The organism is Actinomyces provencensis, from assembly GCF_900155435.1.
Taxonomy (GTDB): domain Bacteria; phylum Actinomycetota; class Actinomycetes; order Actinomycetales; family Actinomycetaceae; genus Pauljensenia; species Pauljensenia provencensis.
Genome location: NZ_LT700212.1, coordinates 2,855,652 through 2,878,735 on the forward strand (window position 1 = coordinate 2,855,652; position 23,084 = coordinate 2,878,735).

At 69.1% G+C, this 23,084-nt stretch carries 18 protein-coding genes; 15 read left to right on the forward strand and 3 right to left on the reverse strand.

The window, feature by feature from the left end:
* Window positions 1-103: 103 nt before the first annotated feature.
* On the reverse strand, window positions 104-991 hold the full coding sequence (locus BQ9890_RS12460) for a carbohydrate deacetylase (RefSeq protein WP_075891924.1): 888 nt from the start codon (window positions 989-991) through the stop codon (window positions 104-106).
* Window positions 988-2,505: an MFS transporter gene (locus tag BQ9890_RS12465; RefSeq protein WP_230297941.1), complete on the reverse strand. Its 1,518-nt coding sequence runs from the start codon at window positions 2,503-2,505 to the stop codon at window positions 988-990. Before BQ9890_RS12465 ends, BQ9890_RS12460 begins: the two co-directional genes overlap by 4 nt.
* Window positions 2,506-2,624: 119 nt before the next feature.
* Between BQ9890_RS12465 and BQ9890_RS12470 the strand changes: the two genes are divergently transcribed.
* From BQ9890_RS12470 to BQ9890_RS12540, 15 genes are all read left to right on the forward strand, one after another.
* Entirely contained in the window at window positions 2,625-3,860 is a 1,236-nt protein-coding gene (locus tag BQ9890_RS12470) for an ROK family transcriptional regulator (protein WP_143226346.1), read from the forward strand.
* 125 nt (window positions 3,861-3,985) lie between these two features.
* A complete protein-coding gene (locus BQ9890_RS12475; protein WP_230297942.1) occupies window positions 3,986-4,894 on the forward strand; it encodes a TIM barrel protein in 909 nt (302 codons plus the stop codon).
* Window positions 4,891-6,060, forward strand: coding sequence for a Gfo/Idh/MocA family protein (locus BQ9890_RS12480; RefSeq protein ID WP_195907677.1), 1,170 nt, complete (start codon window positions 4,891-4,893; stop codon window positions 6,058-6,060). The genes BQ9890_RS12475 and BQ9890_RS12480 overlap by 4 nt, the downstream gene beginning before the upstream one ends.
* Before the next feature lie 61 nt (window positions 6,061-6,121).
* Window positions 6,122-7,540 (forward strand): extracellular solute-binding protein, encoded by a 1,419-nt coding sequence (locus tag BQ9890_RS12485; protein ID WP_052450461.1) that lies wholly within the window; start codon window positions 6,122-6,124, stop codon window positions 7,538-7,540.
* 8 nt (window positions 7,541-7,548) lie between these two features.
* A complete protein-coding gene (locus BQ9890_RS12490; protein WP_197067831.1) occupies window positions 7,549-8,475 on the forward strand; it encodes a carbohydrate ABC transporter permease in 927 nt (308 codons plus the stop codon).
* Complete coding sequence (locus BQ9890_RS12495; protein ID WP_078062442.1) at window positions 8,472-9,341, forward strand: carbohydrate ABC transporter permease; 870 nt, start codon at window positions 8,472-8,474, stop codon at window positions 9,339-9,341. Before BQ9890_RS12490 ends, BQ9890_RS12495 begins: the two co-directional genes overlap by 4 nt.
* On the forward strand, window positions 9,338-10,429 hold the full coding sequence (locus BQ9890_RS12500; RefSeq protein ID WP_075891932.1) for an ABC transporter ATP-binding protein: 1,092 nt from the start codon (window positions 9,338-9,340) through the stop codon (window positions 10,427-10,429). Before BQ9890_RS12495 ends, BQ9890_RS12500 begins: the two co-directional genes overlap by 4 nt.
* A complete protein-coding gene (locus BQ9890_RS12505) occupies window positions 10,426-13,230 on the forward strand; it encodes a glycoside hydrolase family 38 N-terminal domain-containing protein (protein ID WP_075891934.1) in 2,805 nt (934 codons plus the stop codon). The genes BQ9890_RS12500 and BQ9890_RS12505 overlap by 4 nt, the downstream gene beginning before the upstream one ends.
* On the forward strand, window positions 13,227-14,486 hold the full coding sequence (locus BQ9890_RS15700; RefSeq protein ID WP_078062443.1) for a CehA/McbA family metallohydrolase: 1,260 nt from the start codon (window positions 13,227-13,229) through the stop codon (window positions 14,484-14,486). The genes BQ9890_RS12505 and BQ9890_RS15700 overlap by 4 nt, the downstream gene beginning before the upstream one ends.
* 186 nt (window positions 14,487-14,672) lie before the next feature.
* Window positions 14,673-15,590 (forward strand): VOC family protein, encoded by a 918-nt coding sequence (locus BQ9890_RS12515; protein ID WP_075891936.1) that lies wholly within the window; start codon window positions 14,673-14,675, stop codon window positions 15,588-15,590.
* 118 nt (window positions 15,591-15,708) lie between these two features.
* Complete coding sequence (locus BQ9890_RS12520; protein WP_143226347.1) at window positions 15,709-16,590, forward strand: sensor histidine kinase; 882 nt, start codon at window positions 15,709-15,711, stop codon at window positions 16,588-16,590.
* Entirely contained in the window at window positions 16,590-17,282 is a 693-nt protein-coding gene (locus BQ9890_RS12525) for a response regulator transcription factor (RefSeq protein WP_075891938.1), read from the forward strand. The genes BQ9890_RS12520 and BQ9890_RS12525 overlap by 1 nt, the downstream gene beginning before the upstream one ends.
* Before the next feature lie 156 nt (window positions 17,283-17,438).
* Window positions 17,439-18,503 (forward strand): ABC transporter substrate-binding protein, encoded by a 1,065-nt coding sequence (locus tag BQ9890_RS12530; protein ID WP_075891940.1) that lies wholly within the window; start codon window positions 17,439-17,441, stop codon window positions 18,501-18,503.
* Window positions 18,500-20,260: an ABC transporter permease gene (locus BQ9890_RS12535; protein ID WP_078062444.1), complete on the forward strand. Its 1,761-nt coding sequence runs from the start codon at window positions 18,500-18,502 to the stop codon at window positions 20,258-20,260. The genes BQ9890_RS12530 and BQ9890_RS12535 overlap by 4 nt, the downstream gene beginning before the upstream one ends.
* Window positions 20,260-21,447: an ABC transporter ATP-binding protein gene (locus tag BQ9890_RS12540; RefSeq protein WP_078062445.1), complete on the forward strand. Its 1,188-nt coding sequence runs from the start codon at window positions 20,260-20,262 to the stop codon at window positions 21,445-21,447. Before BQ9890_RS12535 ends, BQ9890_RS12540 begins: the two co-directional genes overlap by 1 nt.
* 230 nt (window positions 21,448-21,677) lie before the next feature.
* Here BQ9890_RS12540 and BQ9890_RS12545 read toward each other — a convergent pair whose 3' ends face one another.
* Entirely contained in the window at window positions 21,678-22,931 is a 1,254-nt protein-coding gene (locus tag BQ9890_RS12545) for a GAF domain-containing protein (protein ID WP_078062446.1), read from the reverse strand.
* Window positions 22,932-23,084: the final 153 nt, after the last annotated feature.

The window sequence follows — 23,084 nt, forward strand, 5'->3', positions numbered from 1 at the left end:
CGTCGCCGCTCCTCCTGGGATGCCGACGACGCGCGATCCCACGGTCGCGGATGCCGGCATCCGTGTGGATCACCACGGTCGCGGATGCCGGCATCCGTGTGGATCACCACGTGGCGACCAGGTTGATCCCCTCCTCCTCGATCACCCGGTGCCAGTGGGGGTCCTCCAGGAGGCGCGCCTCCCACAGGCGTTTGCGCCAGGCCGGGCCCATGTGGGCCCGCGACCAGGGGGAGTCCGCGCCGGGGTGCAGGAAGATCTCGCTCGTCCCCTCGGGCAGCGAGCGGAGGAGGGAGACGTAGTGGGCACGCAGGTCCGCGTAGTCCTCGATCCGGTCGTGGGGGCGTGGATCGGTGGCGACCTCGACGGGGAGGGTCACCCCTGACGCATCCGCGGCGGCCACCGCCCGGGAATGGGCCAGGCGCAGGTGCTCGGGGGGCCGTGGTCCCGCGAGGAGACCGAGTGTGCGCGGCAGTCGCAGTCCCAGTCGGTGCTCGGCGCAGAAGGAGATGGCCACCCCCAGCATCGAGTTCCCGTGGAGTCCGTAGAGCGTGCCCGAGTGGGAGTCGAGCCGCACCGGAGTGAGCCCCGACGCGAGGAGGTGGGACATCTGCGCGTGCAGTTCCGCACTGATGACATCGGGTGTCGCCCCCTGCTCGGCGACGAGGGGGTCGTCGGGGAGGAGGCCCTCCGGATCGGCCAGTGCCGTGCCGGGCGACGACAGGGGGCGCCACGGGGCGGGGCCCCTGTCCGAGTTCGTCGCGGCATGGAGTCCGCAGCGGCCCTGCGTCACGTCGAGGAGCGGGGACACCTGGTCCCGGAGGTCCCCGGCGACGGCGAGGACGGTGGTCGCGGACACGCAACCCTTCTCCAACAGGGAGACGATGAGCGCGCTCGTCCCCGGGTCGTACCCGAAGTCATCGGCGGTGAGGACGAGGTTCCGCTGTCCCGCCGGCGTCGTGGCGTCCGGCGAGGTCGGTTCCACCCGGGTCATTGGGCACCTCCGTCCCACGGCCCGGAGGTGGCCACGCCTGGGCGCCCGGGATCCGCAGTGGGGTCGAGGGGCCCGGGGTCCGGTGACCCGGGCAGTTCGGGGGAGTCGGGCAGTCCGGGGGAGTCGGGCGGTCCGGCTGGGTCGGGCAACTCGGAGGAGTCCGGGGACGCGTCCGCGGGAAGGTGGATGAAGCGGGAGATCAGGGAGCCCAGGGCGAGGAACGCGAAGGGGTAGAGGGACATGTAGATACGCCAGGCAGTCCCCGGATCCGGGCCCGGGACGTCCCCGGACCGGTATCCGAAGAACCATCCCAGGGACAGCAGCGCGACGGATGTGGGGATCGCGGAGAGTCGGCCCAGCACCCCGAAGGCCGACAGGAAGATGCCCTCGCGGTGGACGCCGGTCCTGCGTGCGTCGTCGTCCAGCACCCGGGCCATGATGAGGTCGTTCGTGGCGAGCAGGCCCGCGTACCCGAACCCGACGCAGAGACCGGCGATGATCCCGGTGACGAGGTCCCGGGCCAGGAAGAGGGGGAGGAAGCTGACCGCTGCGATGGGCAGTGCCATGCGCCACGTGCGGGCGGCGCCGAGCCTGCGAACGACCGCTGTCCACCCGACCAGGAATCCCACGGAGGCGAGGATGACGACGACCTGGAGGATGGTCGCGTCCAGTGCGGTGCCTCCGAGCGAATGCCGTACGTAGAATTGGAGGCCACCCAGGAGGAGTGCCATGGAGGCCCCGTAGAGCGCTGAGACCAGCCCGACGGTCCAGAAGTAGCGGTTGGTGACCACGTCCCTGATCGAGTGGAGGAACCGTGGCCTGACCGTGTCCTCGATCTGCGTGTTCTCGTGCACGCCCAGGGCCATGAAGATGATCACGCCGGCCCCCAGCACCCCGTAGACCAGGGACAGCCACCGGTACCCCACGGTCGGGTCCGAGCAGGTGACGTCCGTGACCTCGCAGCCGAGGACCTTCCTGGCGAGGAGGGGGGTCAGGCCGAGGGAGAGGACCATCGCCACGAGTTGGAAACCCTGGCGCAGGGAGTTGGCCAGGGCGCGACGCTTCTCCTGCGGGAACAGCTCCGGCAGGAGCGCCCCGTAGTTCGCGTTGATCAGGGAGTCGGAGGCCTCCGAGAGGATGGCGAACACCGCGAACCAGGCCACGAGGAGGGTCGTCGTGCGCGCGGTGACCGCGTCGGGGACCCAGAAGAGCGCCGCCATCGAGCACATGAGGACCAGGGCGCCCACGATCAGGTAGGGCTTGCGTCGTCCCCACCGTGACCGGGTGCGGTCGGAGATGTGCCCGAAGATCGGGTTGTCGATCGCGTCGATCACGCCGTAGACCGTGTAGACCGCGGCGTAGGCGCGCAGGTCCATGCCGAGGATCGACACGTAGAAGTAGAGCATCGATCCCTTGATGACGTTGATGGGGATCGACGTCCCGAACATTCCGACGGCGTACCGCGCCGGTGAGGTGGGGCGTCGGGACGCACTGTCGGGGGGTGCAGGGGTCATGGGACTTCTCGGTGTCCTTTCCGCGCGGCGCTGCGCGATCCAGCCCATGATGTCACCAGTGGTGGTGACCTCGTCGGTGATCCGCCGCAGGTTCGGGGTGGCGACAGGGAGGTGGACCGGTGCGCGCTGGATCAAGTCTCAGCAGGGTTGCGAAGTACAACGAGAACGTGGTGATCCACTCCCTGCGTCGACTCGGTCCCTCCAGCCAGGGGCCCATCGCGGAGATGTCGGGTCTCTCGGTGCAGACGGTGTCGGCCATTCTCCGTGGTCTCGCCGTGCGCGGTCTGGTCAGGGAGTTGACGACCGAGTCGGTCGGGCGCGGACGTCCCCGCGTCATCATCGACCTCGTGGCATCCGCACGTTATGCCATCGGCTTCCACATCGACCCGGCACTGGTGACGACGGTGCTCCTCGACATGAAGGGGACGGTGGTGGCCTCCTCCTCGCAGGACGAGGTCGACCTGGACCACCCCGGGCGCACGGTCGAGGACCTTGCGCAGGGTGCCACGAGGCTGGTGCGGGGCGCCGGGGTGGACCGCGGTCGGGTGGTCGGTGCCTGCGTCGCCTCCCCGGGCCCGATCGACCCCGTCACCCAGGCGCCCTGGCACTCGGTCTGGATGCCCGCCTGGACCGGTTTCCCCGTCGGGAGGGCCCTGGGGACCCACCTCGGGTTCCCCGTGCCGGTCGTCAAGGACACCCTCGCCGCCGTCATCGGTGAGAACTGGGTCCGGGGCGGGGAGTCGCTGGACGCCACCATGGTCTTCGTCTACCTCGGTGCGGGCACGGGTGTGGGGCTCTCCCTCAACGGGGAACCCGTGAGGGGGTTCTCGGGGAACGCGGGCGAGGTCGGCGCGATGCTGGTGGCGGTGGGGGCCCGTGACGACCGGCGTGCCGGTGGCATCGACAACGATCCCGCTGCCGTCGTCGCGAAGGCCCACGAGTCGGGGATCCTGGACGAGCCGGCGCCGGGTCCGCGGGACCGTCGTGGGGTGGACCGCGACTTCCGACGGCTGTGCGCCATCGCGGCGCGGGACGGTGGTGACGCCGCCGACCTCCTCCAGCAGGCCGCCGTGCGCATCGCCGAGATGGTGCTGATGGCGACCGAGATCGTCGATGCGGACATGGCGGTGTTCGGTGGTCCCTACTGGGAGCTCGTGCGCCCGTGGTACGAGCCGGTCGCGATCTCGACGCTGGCCGCGCCCTCGGCACGGGGGCCCCACCCGGTGCGCGTGTTCTCCACGGCCATGGGGGCGGACGTGGGTGCGATCGGTGCGGCATCGGTGGTCCTCGACCAGCGGTACGTTCCACGTGCGCCGCGCAGGGCCTCCCCGGTGGTGGGCGGCAGCGGTTCCTAGGTCACGGTTCGGTATCGAACGGTGGGAGATCTTGACCACAATAAATCCGAGCTTAGGATTTAAATGAGTGGTGGCCCCGGGGTCCCGTTGCCCGCCTCAGGTCCTCGATGTGGAGGTGCCCGATCTTGATCCTGTCCGCGAACGCGCCCGTCTCCTACGGAGTCTTCGCCCTCTCACGTCCCGACCGCGTCCCGCTGCCCGGCGGGGAGGAGTTGCTGGACCTGGTGCAGGGCGCAGGGTACGAGGGTGTCGACCTGGGACCCCACGGACTCCTCGGCACCGGGACCGCCCTCGTGGAGAACCTTGAGCGGCACGGACTGCGCCTGTGCGGGGGGTGGCTGGACTTCCCGTTCGCGGGGTCCGATCGGGACTTCGACGCAGCCCTGACGCAGGCCCGTGCCGTGCTGGACGACTTCGCGACGGTCGCCTCCCGTCAGGACGGACCAGCCCCCCTCCCGACGATCGCCGACTCCGGTTCCGAGGAGCGCAGGCGTCACCCGGGGGGAGGTCCGGGCCTCTCCCTCGACCGCGAACGGTGGGACACCTTCGCGCGGCGGGTCGAGAGGGTCGCCGGGGAGGTCCGTGACCTCGGGCTCGAGCCCACCTTCCACCACCACGCCGTCACCCACGTGGAGACGCCCGTGGAGATCGACCGACTGCTCGAGGACACCACGATCGACCTCACGCTCGACACCGGTCATCTCGTCCTCGGGGGTGGCGACCCCCTCGAGGCGCTGGAGCGGTGGCACGACCGTGTGAACCACGTCCACCTCAAGGACGTCGACCGGGAGGTCATGGTGGCGGGGAGGGGGTCCGACGACCCCGTGCGCGACATCTGGGAGAGGCGCGTCTTCGTCGCCCTGGGCGAGGGAGACGTGGACGTGCCCGGTTTCATGGACCGGCTCGTGGAGTCGGGGTACGACGGATGGGTCGTCGTCGAGCAGGACGTCGTGCTGATGGACGTCGCGGACGTGCGCCGCGCGGTCGAGGACCAACGCAGGAACCGTGACCGCCTCCGGAGGTGGGTCCCGTGACGGGGCTGGGGATCGCGGTCATCGGACTCGGCACGATCGCCCAGACGGTCCACCTCCCCCTGGTCCGACGCAACCGGGAGACCTTCGACCTCACCGCAGTCGTCGACGTCTCCCCGTCCCGGCTGGCGACGGTCGGCGGACTGAACTGCGTGCCCGAGGCCCGGCGCTTCTCCTCGGTACCCGCCCTGGTCGAGGCGGTGGAGGCGGGAACCGCCCCGGTCGACGTCGCGGTCCTCGCCTCCACGGGCAGCCACGTCGAGGATGCCGCCGCCCTGGTCGCGGCAGGGATCAGGGTCCTGGTCGAGAAGCCCCTCGCCTACTCCCTGGAGGAGCTCGACGGCCTCGAGGAGAGGATCAGGGCCGGTTCCCGGGATCCCTCCCACTGGGTGCGTGTCGGCTACATGAAGGAGTACGACCCGGCAGTCCGCCGCGCCGCGGAACTGGCCAGGGACCTGGACGTGCGTGCCGTACGGGTGGAGGTCCTCCACCCCGCCGATGCCCGTCAGCTCTCCTTCGCCCACCTCCAGCCGCCCACCGACGACATCCCTCCCGTGGTCGCCGCCCGTTCGAGGCGCTCGATGGACCTGCTGCTGGACCGCACGCTCGGCACTGCTGACCCGACGATGCGCGCCCTCTACACCAATGTCGTCCTCGGATCGGTGATCCACGACATCTCCCTCACGCGGGCGCTCGGAGTCCCCCTCGTGCGGGTCGACACCGCCAGGCGCACGGGTCCCGGCTTCCCCGGTTCCCTGACCGTGGTCGGGACGACGGTGGGCGACGGTGTCTGGACGATGGGGTGGCACTTCATCGCGGATTGTCCCGAGTACCGCGAGACCGTCACCATCCACCACGAGAAGGGGACGCTGGAACTCCTGTTCCGCACCCCCTACATCCTCAATGCCCCCACCGAGCTGCGCGTCAGGGAGGCCTCAGGACCGCTGGGCGCCGCCGAGACCTGCACCACGTGGCCCCAGGAGGAGGCATTCGAGCAGGAGCTCCGCATGCTCGCCGATCTCGGACGGGGGTCGGACCCCTCCGGTTCCGGTCCCGTGCAGGCGCGCGAGGACCTCATCACCGCACAGGCGCTGTGGAGGGCCTGCGCGGAGTCAGACGGGATCACGATCGATCCCCAGGGCGAAGTTGGAAGACAGGGGCGGGGCTGACCGGCCCCGCCCGACATCCGGGAACCGGTGCCGTGTCACCGGGGACGAGAAGGGAACGACGATGAAGTCGAAGAAGGCGTCGTGGGCCTGTGCGGCCCTCGCCGTGGGCACCGCAACCGCGCTGACCCTGACGGCATGCTCCTCCGGTGGCCAGAGCGGTGCGGCCTCGGGAGGCCAGGGTGGTGCCACGGTGCTCACCATCACCACCAACGCCATCTCCGGGGGCAAGAACGCCGCGGAGGCCGACTGGATCACCAATTGGGTCATCCCCAAGTTCGAGGAGGCCCAGAAGGCCGCGGGCAAGGAGGTCACCGTCAAGTTCGAGCCCCAGGGCGTCGATGACGAGGACTACAAGACCAAGGTCGCCCTGGACCTCAAGTCCGGCAAGGGTGCCGACATCCTCGGGCTGGACGGCATCTGGATCGGTGAGTTCGCCCAGGCCGGCTACATCAAGCCCCTCGACGAGGTCGCCGGTGACGCGGTGAACTCATGGGACGGATGGGACCAGATCCCCCAGGCCGTCCAGGACTCGATCTCCTTCGAGGGCAAGCGCTACGGCATCTCGCAGGGCACGGACGGCAGGGTGCTCTACTACAACAAGAAGCTGTTCCAGGAAGCCGGTCTCTCCACCGATTGGCAGCCCACGTCATGGGACGACATCCTCACGGCCGCCCGGGCACTGAAGAAGCTCGACGGGGTCGTCCCGCTCCAGCTCAACGCGGGTACCGCGATGGGGGAGGCCACGACGATGCAGGGCATCCTCCCGCTCCTGGCGGGCACGGGGCAGCAGCTCTGGTCGGACGGCAAGTGGGCCGGTGACACCGAGGGGCTCCGCGAGGTCCTCTCCCTCTACAAGACGATCTACGTGGACGAGGACCTGGGCGACGCGGTCCTCCAGCAGGAGGCCTCCGGCCGTGACACCTCCTTCCAGGAGTTTGCCGACGGGCAGATCGGGATCCTCCTCGAGGGCGACTACTTCTGGCGCTCCGTGATCAACCCGGCGGAGGGCGTGGGAACCGCCCCGATGGCGGACCGCGACGAGGTCGTCGGCTACGCCAAGATCCCGGCCGTCTCGGCCGGGAAGGGCCTGAACGGTCAGGACTTCGTGTCCATGTCGGGAGGCACCGGGCGGGTCCTCAACCCCAACAGCGCCAACCCCGAACTGGCGTGGGACCTCCTCACCTTCATGAACTCCCCGGAGGCGTTCGAGGCCCGCGCGGCCGGGACCCTGTCGATCTCCCCGCGCGACGACGTCAACGAGAAGCTGCTGGCCTCGGATCCGATGCTGACGTTCGTCAGCAAGGAGGTCCTGCCGATCACGGCGTACCGTCCGGGCCTCGCGGAGTACCCGGAGGTCTCCTCGGCCCTGCAGCAGTTGAGCCTCGACGTCGTCACCGGGACCTCGGTGGACGACGCGATCTCGAGCTACGTCTCGACGCTCGGCGGGATCGTCGGCGCGGACAACATCGCGGGGAACTGAGCGCATCCGTGAGTACGCCTCAGCAGACCACGGTGCCGGGGACGCGCACGCGCTCCCGGCACCGTGCGGAGGACGTCGCCGGGCTCGGCATGACACGTGCCGGACTCTTCGTCGTCCCCGCCCTCGTCATCATCGGGTTCTTCCTGCTCTTCCCCGCCATATGGACCATCTACCTGGGTCTGACGGACTTCCGTCTGACCGGTCTGGCGGCGGCCGACACGAGCTTCGTGTGGTTCGACAACTACATCGGAGCCCTGAAGGACCCATCCTTCTGGAACTCGCTGCGCCTCACGGTGGTCTTCGTCCTCTTCTCGGGCGTCATCGGTCAGTCCGTGCTGGGGTTCATCCTCGCGTGGAGCACCAGGCGGATCGCCGGATGGGCGCGCACGCTCCTGGAGTCGATCGTGCTGGCAGCCTGGGTCATCCCGGGCAGCGTCCACGCCTTCCTGTGGATCGCGCTCCTGGACCGACGCGGGGGCACGCTCAACGAGATCCTCAACACCCCCAACAAGGCCTGGCTCATCGAGCACCCGATGCTCGTCATCATCGTGTTCAACATCTGGATCGGCACCGCGTTCTCGATGCAGCTCTTCTCCTCGGCCCTCTCCGCCGTGCCGCCCTCGCAACTCGAGAGCGCCCAGATGGCCGGGGCGTCCGGGTTCCAGCAGCTCCGTGACGTCGTCATCCCGACGATCAGGGGTCACATCCTCACCAACACACTGATGATCACGCTGTGGACCTTCAACACCTTCACGCCCTACCTGCTCACCGCGGGCGGGCCGAACGGGAAGACGTCGATCCTGTCGGTCTACATCTACCAGACGGCGATCCCGGGCGGTCAGCTCGGCCTGGGCGCAGCACTGTCGATGATCATGCTGCTGATCAACCTCGTCATCGCGCTGTTCTACATGCGGGTGGGAAGGAGCAGGTCATGAGCACACGGCCCGGGATCGAGACCCCCCGGAGGACGGGCCTGGCGAGGCAGTTCCGGAAGGTGCTGGGAAGGATCCTCTTCGTCGCAGGCCTCACCCTCATCGGGGTGTTCTTCGCACTGCCCCTCGTCTGGCTCTTCGTGGCGCCCTTCGACGCGAACCCGACCATGGCGGTCAAATGGCCGGACTGGACGTTCGGCAACTTCCAGAGGCTGGTGGACAATCCCTACGCGCTGCGCTCCATCGGCAACTCCCTGCTGATCGCCGCCGGGACGATGGCCGTCACGGTGGTGTTCGGCACCCTCGCCAGCTACGCGCTGTCCAGGGTGCGGATCCCCGGGAGGGACTCCCTGCTCTACGGGCTGCTCCTCCTCTCCTCGATCGTCACCGGCACCGCCGCGATGGTCCCCACCTTCCAGCTCATGAACGCGGTGGGGCTCATCAACACGCAGACCGGCGTGATGCTCGTCCTGTCGGGAGGGCTGCTCCCCACGGTCGTCTTCATCCTCAAGGACTTCATGGACTCCGTCCCGAAGTCCTACGAGGAGTCGGCGCGCCTCTACGGGGCCGGTCCGTTCCGGATCCTGCGCGATGTCGTCGTGCCGGTGGCCAGACCGGGGATCGCATTCGTCGCGATCTGGACCATCGTGCAGGTGTGGGGCAACTTCCTGGTGCCCTACCTCCTCCTGCGCGATCCCGACCGGCAACCGGCGGCGGTGCTCATGTACACCTTCTACACGGAATCGGGACAGGCAGACCTCCGTCTGATCTCCGCCTTCTCCCTCGTCTTCGCGCTGCCCGTCATCCTCATCTACTTCTTCGTCAACAGGAAGTTCGGCTTCCGCTTCTACGGGGGGATCAAGTCATGACCGCTACCATCACCGCCACATCCCTGGTGAAGCAGTACCCGAACGGGGTACGGGGCGTCGACGGGGTGGACCTGCAGATCGACGACGGGGAGTTCTTCGCCCTGCTGGGCCCCTCCGGGTGCGGCAAGACGACCCTGCTGCGCTCGATCGCCGGGCTCGAGTCCATCACCGAGGGACAGCTCCTCATCGGGGACGAGGACATGACGGACCGCGAACCCGGCGACCGCGGGGTCGCGATGGTCTTCCAGGACTACGCGCTCTTCCCGCACATGGACGTCAGCGACAACATCGCCTACCCCCTGCGCGTGCGCAAGGTCCCCAAGGAGGACCGTCGCGCCGTCGCCGCCGACACGGCCGCGAAGCTCTCACTGGGTGCACTGCTGGAGCGCCGCCCCGGTCAGCTCTCCGGTGGCCAGCAGCAACGGGTGGCCCTCGCCAGGGCGATCGCCACCAGACCGAGGGTCCTGCTCCTGGACGAACCCCTCTCCAACCTCGATGCCCGCCTGCGTCTCGAGGCACGGTCATTCCTCAAGGAGCTCCAACAGGAGCTGGGCGTGACCTCGGTGTTCGTCACCCACGACCAGTCGGAGGCACTGGCCCTGGCCGACAGGATCGCGGTCATGAAGGAGGGGCGGATCCAGCAGATCGGCACCCCGCGGGAGGTCTTCCACGATCCGATCAACACCTTCGTCGCCTCCTTCATCGGTTCCCACCCGATGAACCTCGTCGATGCCCGCGTCTCGGGCGGCGCGGTGCGCACCGCCGACGGCACGGAGCTTCCCGTCCGTGCCGGCGTCCTGGAGGGGGTCGAGGACGGCCTCGAGGTCGTGTGGGGTGTGCGACCGGAGTACGTGGGGTGGTCCGCGCAGGCCGTGGACGGGGCCATCGGCTCGGAGGTCGCCACGGTGGAGAACCTCGGGGCCAGCGTCCTCCTGACCGCCCGTGTCGGTGGGGCGCGTCTGCAGGCCGTGGTCGCCGAGGACCCGCTCCCCGAGGTCGGTCAGCAGTGCTGGTTCACCATGCCCGTGTCGAAGACGCTCCTCTTCGACGCGGGGAACGGGACCAGGATCGGTGGTGGCGAGCGGTGAACGGTGCCTCCGAGCCCGGGTCGTCCGCTCCGGGTGCGGCGGCCCCCCCGGCGATGTGGGTCGTCCCCCACACCCACTGGGACCGGGAGTGGTACGAACCCCATGACGTCTTCCGGGCACGCCTGGTGGTCATGGTGGATGCGCTCCTGGACCTCCTGGAGTCCGAACCCGACTACCGGTTCACCCTGGACGGACAGAGCGCGGCCTTCGAGGACTACCTGGAGATCCGCCCCGAGGCGGCCGGTCGGCTGCGCTCGGCGGTGGAACGTGGCCAGTTGGCGGTGGGTCCCTTCCTGATCCTCCTCGACGAGTTCTGCTGCGACGGGGAGACCATCGTGCGCAACCTCGAGCTCGGGATCGAGGCCGCCCGGCGGGTGGGCACCGAGATGCGCGTGGGATACCTGCCGGACATGTTCGGGCACGCGGCACAGATGCCGCAGATCCTGCGCGGGTTCGGGATCGCGGACGCCGCGCTGTGGCGGGGTGTCCCCGACTCCGTGCGCGAGCACGCCTTCGAGTGGGAGGCACTCGACGGGGAACGCGTCAGGGTCGAGTACCTGTGGGACGGCTACGGGAGCGCGCTGAAGCTCTTCGACCCCCTGGACAGGGCACCGGAACTCATCGGCGAGTACCTGCGCACCAATGCCGCATGGTTCCGGGGGGAGCCTGCCGCGGGCATGTTCGGCACCGACCACATGCTGCCGCGGCAGGACCTCGTCGAGGTGGTCGAGGGCGTCCACGAGGTCTCGCCCGGGCTCGCCCTGCGCATCGCGACGGTCGGGGAGGTCATCGACTCCAGGGACCACACCCCGGAGGCCCTCGGGGCACTGCCCCTCGTGCGCGGTGAGCTGCGCTCCCACGCCCGCGGCAACATCCTCCCCGGGGTCTTCTCCGTCCGGACGAACATCAAGGCCGCGATGGCTGCCGCGGAACGGGCCCTCACCACGGCGGAACGACTCGACGCGTGGGCGGGGGGCCCGTCACGGTCGGCCCTCTTCCGCAGGGGGTGGAGGATGGTCGTCGAGTCCACCGCCCACGACTCCGTCACGGGGTGCGGTGTGGACGAGACCGCCGAGGAGGTCGAGTCCAGGCTCCACGTGGCGACCCACACCGCCCGGGGTGCCATCGACACCTGTCTCCCCCGGCTCGCCGCGTGTGCACCCCGTGGCTCCGTCGCCGTCTTCAACCAGTCCGGCTGGGGGCGCACCGTCCTGACCGAGGTCGTCGTCGAGCGGACCGTGGACGACCTGCCCGCGGACACGCAACTCCTGGAGGAACTCGACACCGTCATCGGTGATGAGTCGATGACCTCGCGGGACCTCCCCAGGCTCCTGAGACGCATCCACGGCCAGGAGCTGTTCGGGGGACAGATCAGGGGGTGGAGCTGGGAGGGTCGCGAGCTCGTCTTCGAGGTCGCGGAGTCCGCCGCCGGGGACTTCGACCTCGCGGAGTTCTCCGACGAGCTCTCCCGTCGAGTGGCGGGGACGACCGAGGACCACCTGTGGCACGTCCTCACGGTCACCCCGCCCCGGAGCCGGGTGCTGGTGGGCGCCGACGTGCCCGGGAACTCCGTGGTGCCCCTGGTCCCCGGCCACTCCAGGCCGGGGGGAGCACCGGTCGAGGTCGACGGGGCGTCCGCCTCGATGGGCAACTCCCTCGTCACGGTCCGTGTCCGGCCGACAGGTCTCGTCGAGGTGGAGGACCCGGTCAGCGGCAGGCGCATCACCGATGCCCTGGGCCTCGTCGACGAGGGGGACCGGGGGGACTCCTACAACTTCGGTCCCCTGGGGGGTGGAACCGTCCGGGAACCGGTGTCCGTCGACGTCGACATCGTGGAGTCCGGCCCGCTGCGGGGACGGATCCGCGTCCGCAGGCGCTACCGGCTGCCCCGTGGGCTGGACCCGTCCGATCGCTCACGGCGTTCCTCCGAGACGGTGGAACAGGAGGTGGACACCCACCTCGAGCTCCGCGTCGGCGAACCGTTCCTGCGCGTGGAGGTGGAGCTCGTCAACACCGTGCGCGACCACCGGCTGCGGGTGCTCGTGCCGACAGGAGTGGCGGCGGTGGCCGAGTCCTCCTCGGCAGGACAGTTCGGGGTGACCACCCGTGGACGCGGTGCCGAGGGCGGGTGGGGGGAGTTCCCCCTCCCCACCTTCCCCGCCACACGATTCGTCCGGGCCGGGTCGGCCGGCGTCCTCCTCGACAAGCTCACGGAGTACGAGCTCGTCGACCGCCCCGGTGGGGGCACGACCGACATCGCGCTGACGGTGCTGAGGGCCGTGGGGCTCATGAGCGTCAACGTCCATCCCCTGCGCGACGAGCCGGCGGGGTCCGAGCTGGCCGTCCCGGGGGCCCAGTACGTGGGGGTCCACGTGCGCGCCTCCTTCGCCCTCGACCTCTCCGCCGGTGACGGGTCGGGACCCGGTGTCGTGGAGCACTCCGACGTCTTCCGGTTCGACCCCGTCACGGTCGCGGGCAGTGCGGCGTCCGCTGGGGCAGCGGGTCCCGGGCAGTCCTCCGGTCCACTGGTCACGGAGGGCCGCGTCGCCCTGGAGTCCCTTCGACGGGTGGGGGAGACAGGTCTGGAGGCCCGTCTCGTGAACTACGGTCGCGAGCCGGAACCGATGCGCGTCAGGGCAGTGGGGTCGTGGTCGCCCACGGACATGGAGGGACTGGGTGCCACCGGCCCGGTCGACCTCTGGGACCACCCCGTGCCCGCCGGGGCGGTCGTGACGCTCCGCTCCGGGGACGCGCTGGTGGCACCTGACATCACACGGGCAGGACCAGAGGAGGAATCATGACGCAGACCGTCACCGAGATGCACGTCGACCTGTCCACCCAGGCGACGGACCGCTATCCGCGCGTCCCCTTCGACCTCCGTGAGGGGGACACCTCCTTCGAGGTGTTCCTCGAGGTCGACGACGTCGAGGGCGCGTGCATCGACCTGGGGTGCGAGGGCCCCGACGGCTGGAGGGGCTGGTCGGGAGGCGCGCGTCGCTCCTTCGTGGTGTCGCAGGAGGACGCGACCCCCGGTTACCTCCCCGGGGGTGTCCACGCGGGGCGGTGGTGGGTGGTCCTCGGCGTGCACACCGTCCCGGCCGCGGGGGTCGACCTGAAGGTGCGCGTGGTCAGCCCTGCGGTCGACCGACCCGACCACGGCCCGGTCGAGGACCCGGTTCACAGGGAGCGCCGCGGGAGCGACCGGGACCTGCCCGCACCTGCGGGCATGCGGTGGTACGCGGGCGACACGCACAGCCACTCGCTCCACTCCGACGGGGCGCTGAGCCTCTGGGAGCTCGCCAACGAGGGTGTGCGTTCGGGACTCGACTTCCTGTGCGTGACGGACCACAACACCACCAGTCACCACGCACACCTCGCCGCCGTGGGGGAGCGCCAGGGAATCACACTCGTCGCCGGCCAGGAGGTCACGACGCACATGGGCCACGCCAACGCCTTCGGACGCATCGGGTTCATCGACTTCCGCAGACCGGCGCGCGAGTGGGTGGAGGACGTGGCCGGTCGGGGTGGGATCCTCTCCGTCAACCACCCGGTCTCCGGTGACTGCTCCTGGATCCACGAGTTGGACCGTGTGCCCCGGGGCGTGGAGCTGTGCCACAGCACGTGGTACCAGGAGCCGCACGGCCGTTCCGTGATCGCCTGGATGCTGCGGTGGGAGAGGGACGTCGTGGTGCTGGGGGGAGGCGACTTCCACAACCGCTCGACGCCTGTGCGTCCGGGCCTGCCGACCACGTGGGTGGCAGCCGAGGAGTGCTCGGAGGAGGCCATCCTCGAGGGGATGCGGGAAGGACGCACGACGGTCACCACCAGCGGCATCCTCGAGGGCGGGGTGGGGCGGCCCGTCCATGCGGGGGTCCCCGTCCTCATCCGGGAGGGGGCCCGGTTGCGCCCCATCGACGCGGAGGGGACGGTGCTGGTCTCGCTCGACGGCCGCCGCCGGATGGTGCGCTCCCGTGACGAACTCGTGACCGCACCCGAGGAGGACGGGCCCTACAGGCTCGAGGACGCGAGCAGGACGGTCCTGGCCGTGTGCTCGTGACCCCCACCGGGGGCGGGCGCCGTGCCCGCCCCCGGGTGTGCGTCCCCGCCCCCGGCGGTCAGGACCGTCTCCCGGTGGGCGGGCGCCACCTCCGCCACCTCGCGCCGAGGGCGCGACCCCGGACTAGGGTTGTGATCCCCGGCACATGTCCGGGGCCCTGTCCCTCCGTCGCACCGGGAGTCCGCCATGGTCCAGGAGATCGTTCCCCACCTCTGGTTCGACAACGACGCCGGCGAAGCCGTGGAGACGTACGTCCGGGCCTTCGCGCCGTTGGGGGAGTCACGGGTGGACTCGTCCGTCGTCCTGCCCGACACGCCCTCGGGGGACGCGCTGAACCTCCTGTTCACGCTGGCCGGCCACCGCTTCGTGGCCATCAACGGCGGCCCCTACTTCCGCCCGAACCCCTCGATCTCGTTCTTCGTCAACTTCGACCCCTCACGCGACCCCCGGGCCCGCGCACACCTCGACGGACTCTGGCAGGTCCTCTCCGATGGTGGCGAGGTGCTCATGGAGCTCGGTGAGTACCCCTTCTCCGCCCACTACGGATGGCTCCGGGACCGTTTCGGGGTCTCCTGGCAGCTGATCCTCACCGACCCGGACGGCGACCCACGACCGGTCATCGTCCCCTCCCTGCTGTTCACGGGGGAACGGGCAGGTCAGGCGCTCGACGCCCGGGACTTCTGGATGTCCGTCTTCGAGGACTCCCACGCCGGACTGACCGCGCCGTATCCCGCCGGTGCCGAGCCGGAGGTGGAGGGCACCCTGATGTTCGGCGACTTCACCCTGGCCGGGCAGTGGTTCGCCGCGGCCGACAGCGCCCTGGAGGACTCCTTCTCCTTCGACGAGGGCGTCTCCCTGCTGGTCGAATGTGAGGACCAGACCGAGATCGACCGGTTGTGGGAGGCGCTCTCCGCGGTCCCCGCGGCGGAGCAGTGCGGATGGCTCAAGGACCGCTTCGGGGTCTCCTGGCAGATCGCTCCCGCGGAGATGACCGTGATGATGGAGACGGGATCCCCTGAGCAACTCGCGCGCCTCACGCAGGCGTTCCTGCCGATGCACAAGCTCGACCTGGCCGCACTGCGCGCAGCCTGGGAAGAGCAGTAGTCGCTCGATGGGGAGTTGTCCCTGTTCCGTACATGGACACAGACCTCCCCGGCACGGCGCCTACAGTGGGGTCAGTCGCGGCCGTCATGGCCGGGTGTGACCACGCGAGGAGGCGGGGATGTGGGTGGCGATGGGCGTGCTGTCAGTCGCCCTCGTGCTCGCCGTGGCCGCCCTCGTCGCCACGCGGCGGGACCTCAGGCACTCCCGGGACGCCCTCGCCCACCTGCGCGCCTACCACGAGGAGCGCAGCGCCCGGCCCAATGTCCTCTCCCATGAACTCCGCACCCCGCTGACGGTCGTCCAGGGGTCCGCCGAACTCCTCCTGGAGGAGAGTCCGGGACCGCTCAACGCCCTCCAGCGGGAGTTCGTCTCCACCATCGCCGAGAACTCCCACCAGGTCATCGAGATGGCGAACGACCTCCTCGAGGAGGCGCGCATCGAGTCCGAGTTGTTCAACATGCACCCCGAGCGTGTCGAGATCCGCCAGCTCGTGCGCGAGTGCGTGCGGACCCTGCGGCGTGTGCACAAGGCGCCCATCCGCCTGGACAGTCGCGGTGCCCCGGTCCACCTCGTCGTGGACCCGGCCCTCATGCGCCAGGCGGTCACCAACCTCATCAACAACGCCGCAAGGCACGCGGGAGAGGGCGTCACCATCACGGTCTCGGTCCTGGACGGCGAGGAGACCGTCACCCTCGCGGTCTCCGACGACGGTGAGGGGATGACGCCGGAGGAGAGGGCCTCCCTGTTCGTGCCCTTCGCGACCGGCGGATCACGTCGACCGGGGACAGGTCTGGGCATGATGATCACCCAGAGGATCGTCGAGCTCCACGGAGGGCGTGTCCTCGTGGACTCCATCGCCAGACGCGGTACCACCGTCTACCTGGTCCTCCCCCTGAGATGGCAGCCCGGGGCGGGCAGTGGCCCGGACCGTGTCGCTCCTGGGCAGGAGTCGGTGGGAGTCGGCAGCGGGGACGAGGGCGGGAAGGGGGAGCAGGACTGATGGATGGGCAACGACCGCGGGCACTGGTGGTCGACGACGAGCCGCAGATCCTCATGATCATGCGCTTCGCACTGGAGACACAGGGGTTCGAGTGCCGGACGGCCGCCGACGGTGCTGCGGCGTGGGAGGAGTTCACCTCCGGTGGCTTCGACCTGGTGGTCCTCGACCTGATGATCCCCGTGGTGTCCGGCGTGACGCTGTGCGAGAGGATTCGCGCGACCTCCGACATCCCGGTCATCATCATCACCGCACTGGGCGAGGAGGCCGATCGGGTGAGGGGACTGGAGGCCGGGGCGGACGACTACATCACGAAGCCCTTCAGCCCCCGGGAGTTCGCCCTGCGGGCGCAGGGACTGGTGAGACGGTGGCGGGGGCGCCGCAGCGGCATGGTGGGCAACGGCCCGTTGGTGGTCGATGCACAGGAGCACCGGGTCCTGCTCGAGGGTCGGGTCCTCGACATGTCGACCACCGAGGCGCGTTTCCTCGAGACCCTGATGCGCCACCTCGGCGAGGACGTCACCTATCGCCAATTGCTCAACGAGGTCTGGGGCACCGCCGACCAGACGGGCGGCAAGGACATGATCAAGACGACCGCCTACCGGGTGAGGCGGGCGTTGGGGGACCGGGGGCCGGTACTGGTCCGCTCGGTGAGGGGTGTCGGGTACACGATGCCCCCGGTGGGTGGTCGCTGAGGGTGCCCGGACACCCGTGCACCCATCGGTGACAGAGGTGTTACCGAGCGTTACCCATCGGTGTGTGAGGGCGCTGATCGGCGGGCGACCATTGCTGTGGCACTGATGAGGAATGAACCCATCGACCACCGCTGTTCGATTCGAAGGAGAATCCAGATGAGCACCACGAAGTACTTCGCTCCCCTTGTCGCCCTCACCCTGGCCACCACCTTGGGGCTCTCGGCCTGTTCGTCCGGAGCACAGAGCGGCCAGAGTGGTTCCGCTGGCTCGGGGGGAGGCTCCCTCACGTTGGCCTGCTCGAACCAGGAGGACTGGTGCCAGTACATGGCGAAGGCCTACCAGGACAAGACAGGGGTGAAGACCGACTACGTCAGGCTCTCCGGGGGTGAGGCGCTCGCCCGTCTCCAGTCCGCCAAGGACAACCCGGAGTTCGACGTCTGGTACGGCGCCGGAGCTGACCAGCACGAGGCCGGTGACGAGGCCGGTGTGATCGAGCCGTACGTGTCCCCCGCTGCAGCTGACACCCCCGATGCCTACAAGGACCCGAATGGTGTGTGGGTCGGGATCTACGGCGGCATCGTCGGGTTCTGCTCCAACACCGACAAGCTTGCCGAGCTCGGGTTGTCCACGCCGGAGTCATGGGACGACCTGCTCAAGCCCGAGTACAAGAAGGAGGTCGCGGTGTCCCACCCGGGGACGTCCTCGACGGCCTACACATTCCTGTGGACGCAGTACGTCCTCCACGGTGAGGACCAGGCGAAGACCTTCGACTACCTGAAGCAGCTCAACAACAACGTCCTCCAGTACGCCAAGACGGGTGCCGCACCAGGACAGATGGCCGGCCGCTCGGAGATCGCGACGGGCATCATCTTCAGCCAGGACTGCGTCAAGTACCAGAAGGAAGGAATGCCCCTGGAGCTGAGCTTCCCCGAGGAGGGGACCGGCTACGAGGTCGGGGCCATCTCCCTCGTGAAGGGCTCGAAGAACCTCGAGGCGGCAAAGGCATTCATGGATTGGGCGCTCTCAGCAGATGCACAGGACCTCTACCCGGCGGCGAGCTCGTACCAGATTCCCGTGAACACCAAGGCGACGGCCGATCCTGCCGTCGTGACGTTCGACAAGGTCAAGCTCATCGACATGGACATGACTGCTGCCGGTGAGAAGAAGCAGGAACTCGTCGACGCCTTCACCAACGAGATTGCGACGGCTCCGAAGGAATGAGCACCGCGACCTCGACACCGGGAGCTGTCGGGGACATCGGGAGGGGGAGGGCACGTCGGGTTCGGTCCGACGGTCGTCAGAAGGTCCGTCAGGACCCGACAGTGCGCCTCCTCCTCCTCGTCATCGTCCTCGTCCTGGGACTCATCGTCATCTACCCGATCGGGTCCATCCTCAGCGCCGGGTTCAGTTCCGAGGGTCTGGAGGTGTTCCGGAACCTCTTCTCGACGGTGGCGAGCAGGGAGATCATCGTCAACACCCTCACACTCGGACTGATCGTCGGCCTGACCGGAACTGCAGTGGGTTTCCTGCTGGCGTTCGTCCAGGTGCGCACACGGGTCAGGGGCAAGAGAGTCCTGCACCTGCTGTCGCTCCTGCCCATCGTCGCCCCTCCCTTCGCGGTGGCGACGTCGTCCATCGTGCTCTTCGGTCGCAACGGGGTGATCACGCACCAGCTGCTGGGCAGGGACTGGAACATCTACGGCCTGCCCGGTCTGACCCTGGTGCTCACCCTCTCCTTCTTCCCTGTCGCCTACATGAACATGCTGGGCATGATGCGGAGTCTGGATCCCTCCCTCGACGAGGCAGCCGCCTCACTGGGGGCAACCAAGGGACGCATCTTCCTCACGGTCACCCTGCCGATGCTCGTGCCCGGGATTGCCGCCTCCTTCCTGTTGCTGTTCGTCGAGGCAATCGCCGACCTGGCCAACCCCCTCGTCATCGGTGGCGACTTCTCGGTCCTGGCGTCCCGCGCGTACATCGCCATCACCGCCGACTACAACATCAACGCCGGTGCGGCGTACTCGTTGGTCCTGTTGGTCCCCGCGCTGCTCGTGTTCCTCCTGCAGCGGTACTGGGTGTCCCGCAAGTCCGTCGTCACTGTCACGGGGAAGCCGACGGGGCGCGCAAAGCCCGTCGAGGGACTGGGATCGTGGATCGTCTGCGCTGTCGCCTGGTTCGTCGCGGCGCTGATCGTCCTCATCTACGGGACCGTCCTGGTGGGGGGCTTCGCCAGGATCCTCGGAGTCAACAACACCTTGACCCTGGACAACTACAAGTACGTGCTGTTCGGCCTCGGTCAGGCAGCCATGGTCGACACGACGGTCCTGGCACTCATCTCGACGCCCATCGCCGGTGTCCTGGGAATTGTCACGGCCTGGCTCGTCTCCAGGAAGCTCCGTCGGTTCGCCGGGTTGCTGGACTTCGTCGGCATGCTCGGCATGACGGTGCCCGGGACGGTTCTCGGCATCGGCTACGCCATCGCCTTCAACCATCCGATCACGGTGTTCGGACACCAGATCATGCCTGCACTCGCGGGAGGTGGCGCCGTCTTCTCGGGAGCCGCCGCCATCGTGATGGTCTATGTCGCACGTTCGATGCCCAACGGACTCCGCTCGGGTGTCGCGTCCCTGGAACAGATCAGCGGTGCCATCGAGGAGGCCTCGACCTCCCTGGGTGCGACGGGGACACAGACCTTCGGCAAGGTGACGCTTCCCCTGATCAAACCCGCGATGCTGTCGGGTCTCACATACGCCTTCGCCCGTGCGATGACGACCCTGTCACCGATCATCTTCATCACCACCCCCGGGGTGAAGATCATGACCGCCCAGATTCTCGCCGAGGTCGACGTCGGTCGGTTCGGCAACGCGTTCGCGTACTGCACGATCCTCATCGTCATCGTGATGGTCGTCATTCTTCTGCTCAACCTGCTCGTGCGTGACCGATCGGTCATGGCACGGCAACTCGGAGGTGGGTTCTGATGCCACATGCACTGCGTGACCAGGATGTCGACGGGCCGGAAGCGGCCACGTCATCCGGTCCGGACGGGAAGGACCGCCAGGTCGGCCGTCTCGGTCTGGTCGACCTCACGAAGAGGTTCGGGGACGGGCCCACCGAGGTCACTGCTGTCGATGCCGTGAACCTCGAGATCGAGCCGGGTGAGTTCATCACCCTGCTCGGGCCGTCCGGTTGCGGGAAAACGACCACGCTGCGCATGATCGCGGGCTTCGAGGACGCGACATCCGGCCGGGTCCTGCTGGACGGCGAGAACATGGTGGTGGTGCCCCCGAACAAGCGGCCCATGTCGATGGTGTTCCAGTCGTATGCACTGTTCCCCCACCTGAGTATCCGGGACAACGTGGCCTATGGCCTCAAACTCCGGAAGATGTCCCGTGCGGAGCTGGATGAGGCGGTGGATGTCGCCCTCGCCTCGATGAACCTCACATCGATGGCGGACCGGGCACCCGCCCAGCTCTCGGGTGGACAGCAACAGCGCGTGGCACTGGCCCGGGCCATGGTCGTTCGCCCCAAGGTCCTGCTCTTCGATGAACCCTTGTCGAACCTGGACGCGAAACTGCGCGTCAAGATGAGGCTCGAGATCAGACGCATGCAGCGACGGTTGGGCATCACCTCCGTCTATGTCACGCACGACCAGTCCGAGGCAATGGCGATGTCGGACCGCATCGTCGTCATGAACTCAGGTCGTATCGAGCAGGTGGCCTCACCCAGTGAGATCTACCGTCATCCCGCGTCGGTGTTCGTCGCCGATTTCGTCGGGCGGGCGAACTTCCTGGCCACGAAGGTCCTGTCGTCCCGGGAGGACGGTCGGAAGCTGGTCGAGGTTCTCGGCCAGGAGGTCACGGTGCCGGCCCACGAGGAGGCGGGGACGGCGGAGGAGGTCGTCCTGATGGTCCGACCCGAGTCCGTCCGTCTGCAGCCGATCGGGGACACCCCCGGAGGCCTCTCCGGCTCCGTCGGGGAGATCGTGACGAGCGTCTTCTACGGGGAGACGGTCGAGTACGAGGTCGAGACCGAGTTCGGACTGATGGTGTGTGTCGTTCCCGACCCGGATGCTGACAATCTGCTGCACGAGTCCCAGAGGGTGAGGGTCACAATCGAGCCCGACCGCGCGTGGCTCCTCCCTGCGGGTGAGACCGCCTCGGCCTGAGGCGGTCCGACCATCCCCGGGTTTCGTCTCCCCGGACATCCGCTCCGGGGGGACGAGACCGTCCGGGCCGAGTTCCTCTGCATGAGGTGCGCTCCACGTCCCTCGCACGGGCGTCGCGACGCTGCACGCTCCCCGGGTGAACTCCCCTCGTGCCGGCCGACTCCTCGGATGAGGCCCGGTAGCCGTCGCTCCCGGGACGGTCTGCGTGAGCTGCGCAGGTCGTGGCACCGTCAAGAGCCGGGCCCGTCCCACGACACCTCGACCCCGGCGGCCAACCGGTAGGGCCGGGTGTCCAGCAGTCCGGGGATCGCCGTGCGGATCCTGTGGATCTCGGACCGGACCGTGACCTCCGAACCGCCCTCGCCGTAGACCTCCCGGGCCAGTTCCAGGGCGCCGAGTCCCTCGGGGTGGCGGGCCAGGCAGGCGACGATGGCCGACCGGCGCCCGACCAGCACGTGGTTCCAGGTGTGTCCGGCCACGACCACCCCGACCTCGCAACGTGCGCCCTCGAGGCGGACACGGATCCCCTCGGCGCCCTCGTCGGTCCCCGGTCGGGTCACCAGGAGCCACCCGCCGCGCACTTCGCGTGCCTCCACGGCACCGAGCCCCTCCACGACGGCGGTCCCGACGGGGTGGGCGGGCAGGGCCAGACGGTCGGGCAGTGCCACACCACCGGAGTCGGCCACCCACCCCCAGGGATCGACCAGCGCCCAGGTTCCGCCGCCGGGTGCTGCGGTCACGGAGTCGCGCAGGCGTGAGAGGCTGCGTCGGTGGGCGTCCCGCATCATGAGTTCGGCCTGCGCGGCCAGGGACGTCGCCAGGGCCACCACGCTGGGGTGGACGGCCCGGGCGGGGAAGGACAGGTCGATGGCTCCCAGGACCTGTCCGGTGCGGGGGTCACGCACCGGCGCCGCCGCGCAACTCCAGGTGTGCTGGGAGAGGCAGAAGTGTTCAGCGGCATGGACGTGGACCGGCGCCCCGGTCACCAGCGTGGTCCCGATCGCGTTGGTGCCCACCGAGGCCTCCGACCACTCACAGCCGGCCCGGAAGCCGAGCTCGTCGGCACCCCGGGTGATCCCGCGAGATCCCGCCCGGGTCAGGACCCTCGCGTCCCGGTCGGCCAGCACCAGCAGCAGGTCACCGTCGCTGAGCAGGGGATCCAGTTGTGCGGAGAGGACCTTCGACACGGCCAGCAGGGCGGCCCCTCCGTGCTGGGCGGGGTCGGACTCCCGGGCCCGGGTCATGTCCCCGCCGTCGACGGGCACGCCCCCACGAACGGGGTTGAGCCCACTGCGGCGCACGCGTGTCCAGGAGTCCCGGATGACGCGTCTGGGCTGGGCCGGGGGGCGTCGACCCTCCAGGAAGGCGGCGTGGACCTGGCTGAGCAGACGCATCTGGCGCTCAGGGCTGAGCCCGTGGCCCATCGCCATCTCGTAGCCGCGCACCCTGCCTCCCCTGAGCACCATTGCCTCCGGTCGGATCATTCCAGTCTAGTGCGGGGCACTCCCCCTGGGGAGGGCAACGTTGCACCACGTGGCATGTGCCCCGGATCCGCATGATCCCGCGGTTGCGGAGAAGCAGGGGGGCGATGGCGACGCTGCCCGGGACCTTCGTGCCTACCGTGGGGTCAGGTCCGG

Bases quoted from the DNA above. Each gene is read 5' to 3' on its own strand.
- BQ9890_RS12515 (WP_075891936.1), top strand. From the start codon at position 14,673: ATGGTCCAGGAGATCGTTCCCCACCTCTGGTTCGACAACGACGCCGGC.
- BQ9890_RS12525 (WP_075891938.1), top strand. From the start codon at position 16,590: ATGGATGGGCAACGACCGCGGGCACTGGTGGTCGACGACGAGCCGCAG.
- BQ9890_RS12530 (WP_075891940.1), top strand. From the start codon at position 17,439: ATGAGCACCACGAAGTACTTCGCTCCCCTTGTCGCCCTCACCCTGGCC.
- BQ9890_RS12500 (WP_075891932.1), top strand. From the start codon at position 9,338: ATGACCGCTACCATCACCGCCACATCCCTGGTGAAGCAGTACCCGAAC.
- BQ9890_RS12540 (WP_078062445.1), top strand. From the start codon at position 20,260: ATGCCACATGCACTGCGTGACCAGGATGTCGACGGGCCGGAAGCGGCC.
- BQ9890_RS12465 (WP_230297941.1), bottom strand. From the start codon at position 2,505: ATGACCCCTGCACCCCCCGACAGTGCGTCCCGACGCCCCACCTCACCG.
- BQ9890_RS12545 (WP_078062446.1), bottom strand. From the start codon at position 22,931: ATGATCCGACCGGAGGCAATGGTGCTCAGGGGAGGCAGGGTGCGCGGC.
- BQ9890_RS15700 (WP_078062443.1), top strand. From the start codon at position 13,227: ATGACGCAGACCGTCACCGAGATGCACGTCGACCTGTCCACCCAGGCG.
- BQ9890_RS12460 (WP_075891924.1), bottom strand. From the start codon at position 991: ATGACCCGGGTGGAACCGACCTCGCCGGACGCCACGACGCCGGCGGGA.
- BQ9890_RS12535 (WP_078062444.1), top strand. From the start codon at position 18,500: ATGAGCACCGCGACCTCGACACCGGGAGCTGTCGGGGACATCGGGAGG.
- BQ9890_RS12495 (WP_078062442.1), top strand. From the start codon at position 8,472: ATGAGCACACGGCCCGGGATCGAGACCCCCCGGAGGACGGGCCTGGCG.
- BQ9890_RS12485 (WP_052450461.1), top strand. From the start codon at position 6,122: ATGAAGTCGAAGAAGGCGTCGTGGGCCTGTGCGGCCCTCGCCGTGGGC.
- BQ9890_RS12520 (WP_143226347.1), top strand. From the start codon at position 15,709: ATGTGGGTGGCGATGGGCGTGCTGTCAGTCGCCCTCGTGCTCGCCGTG.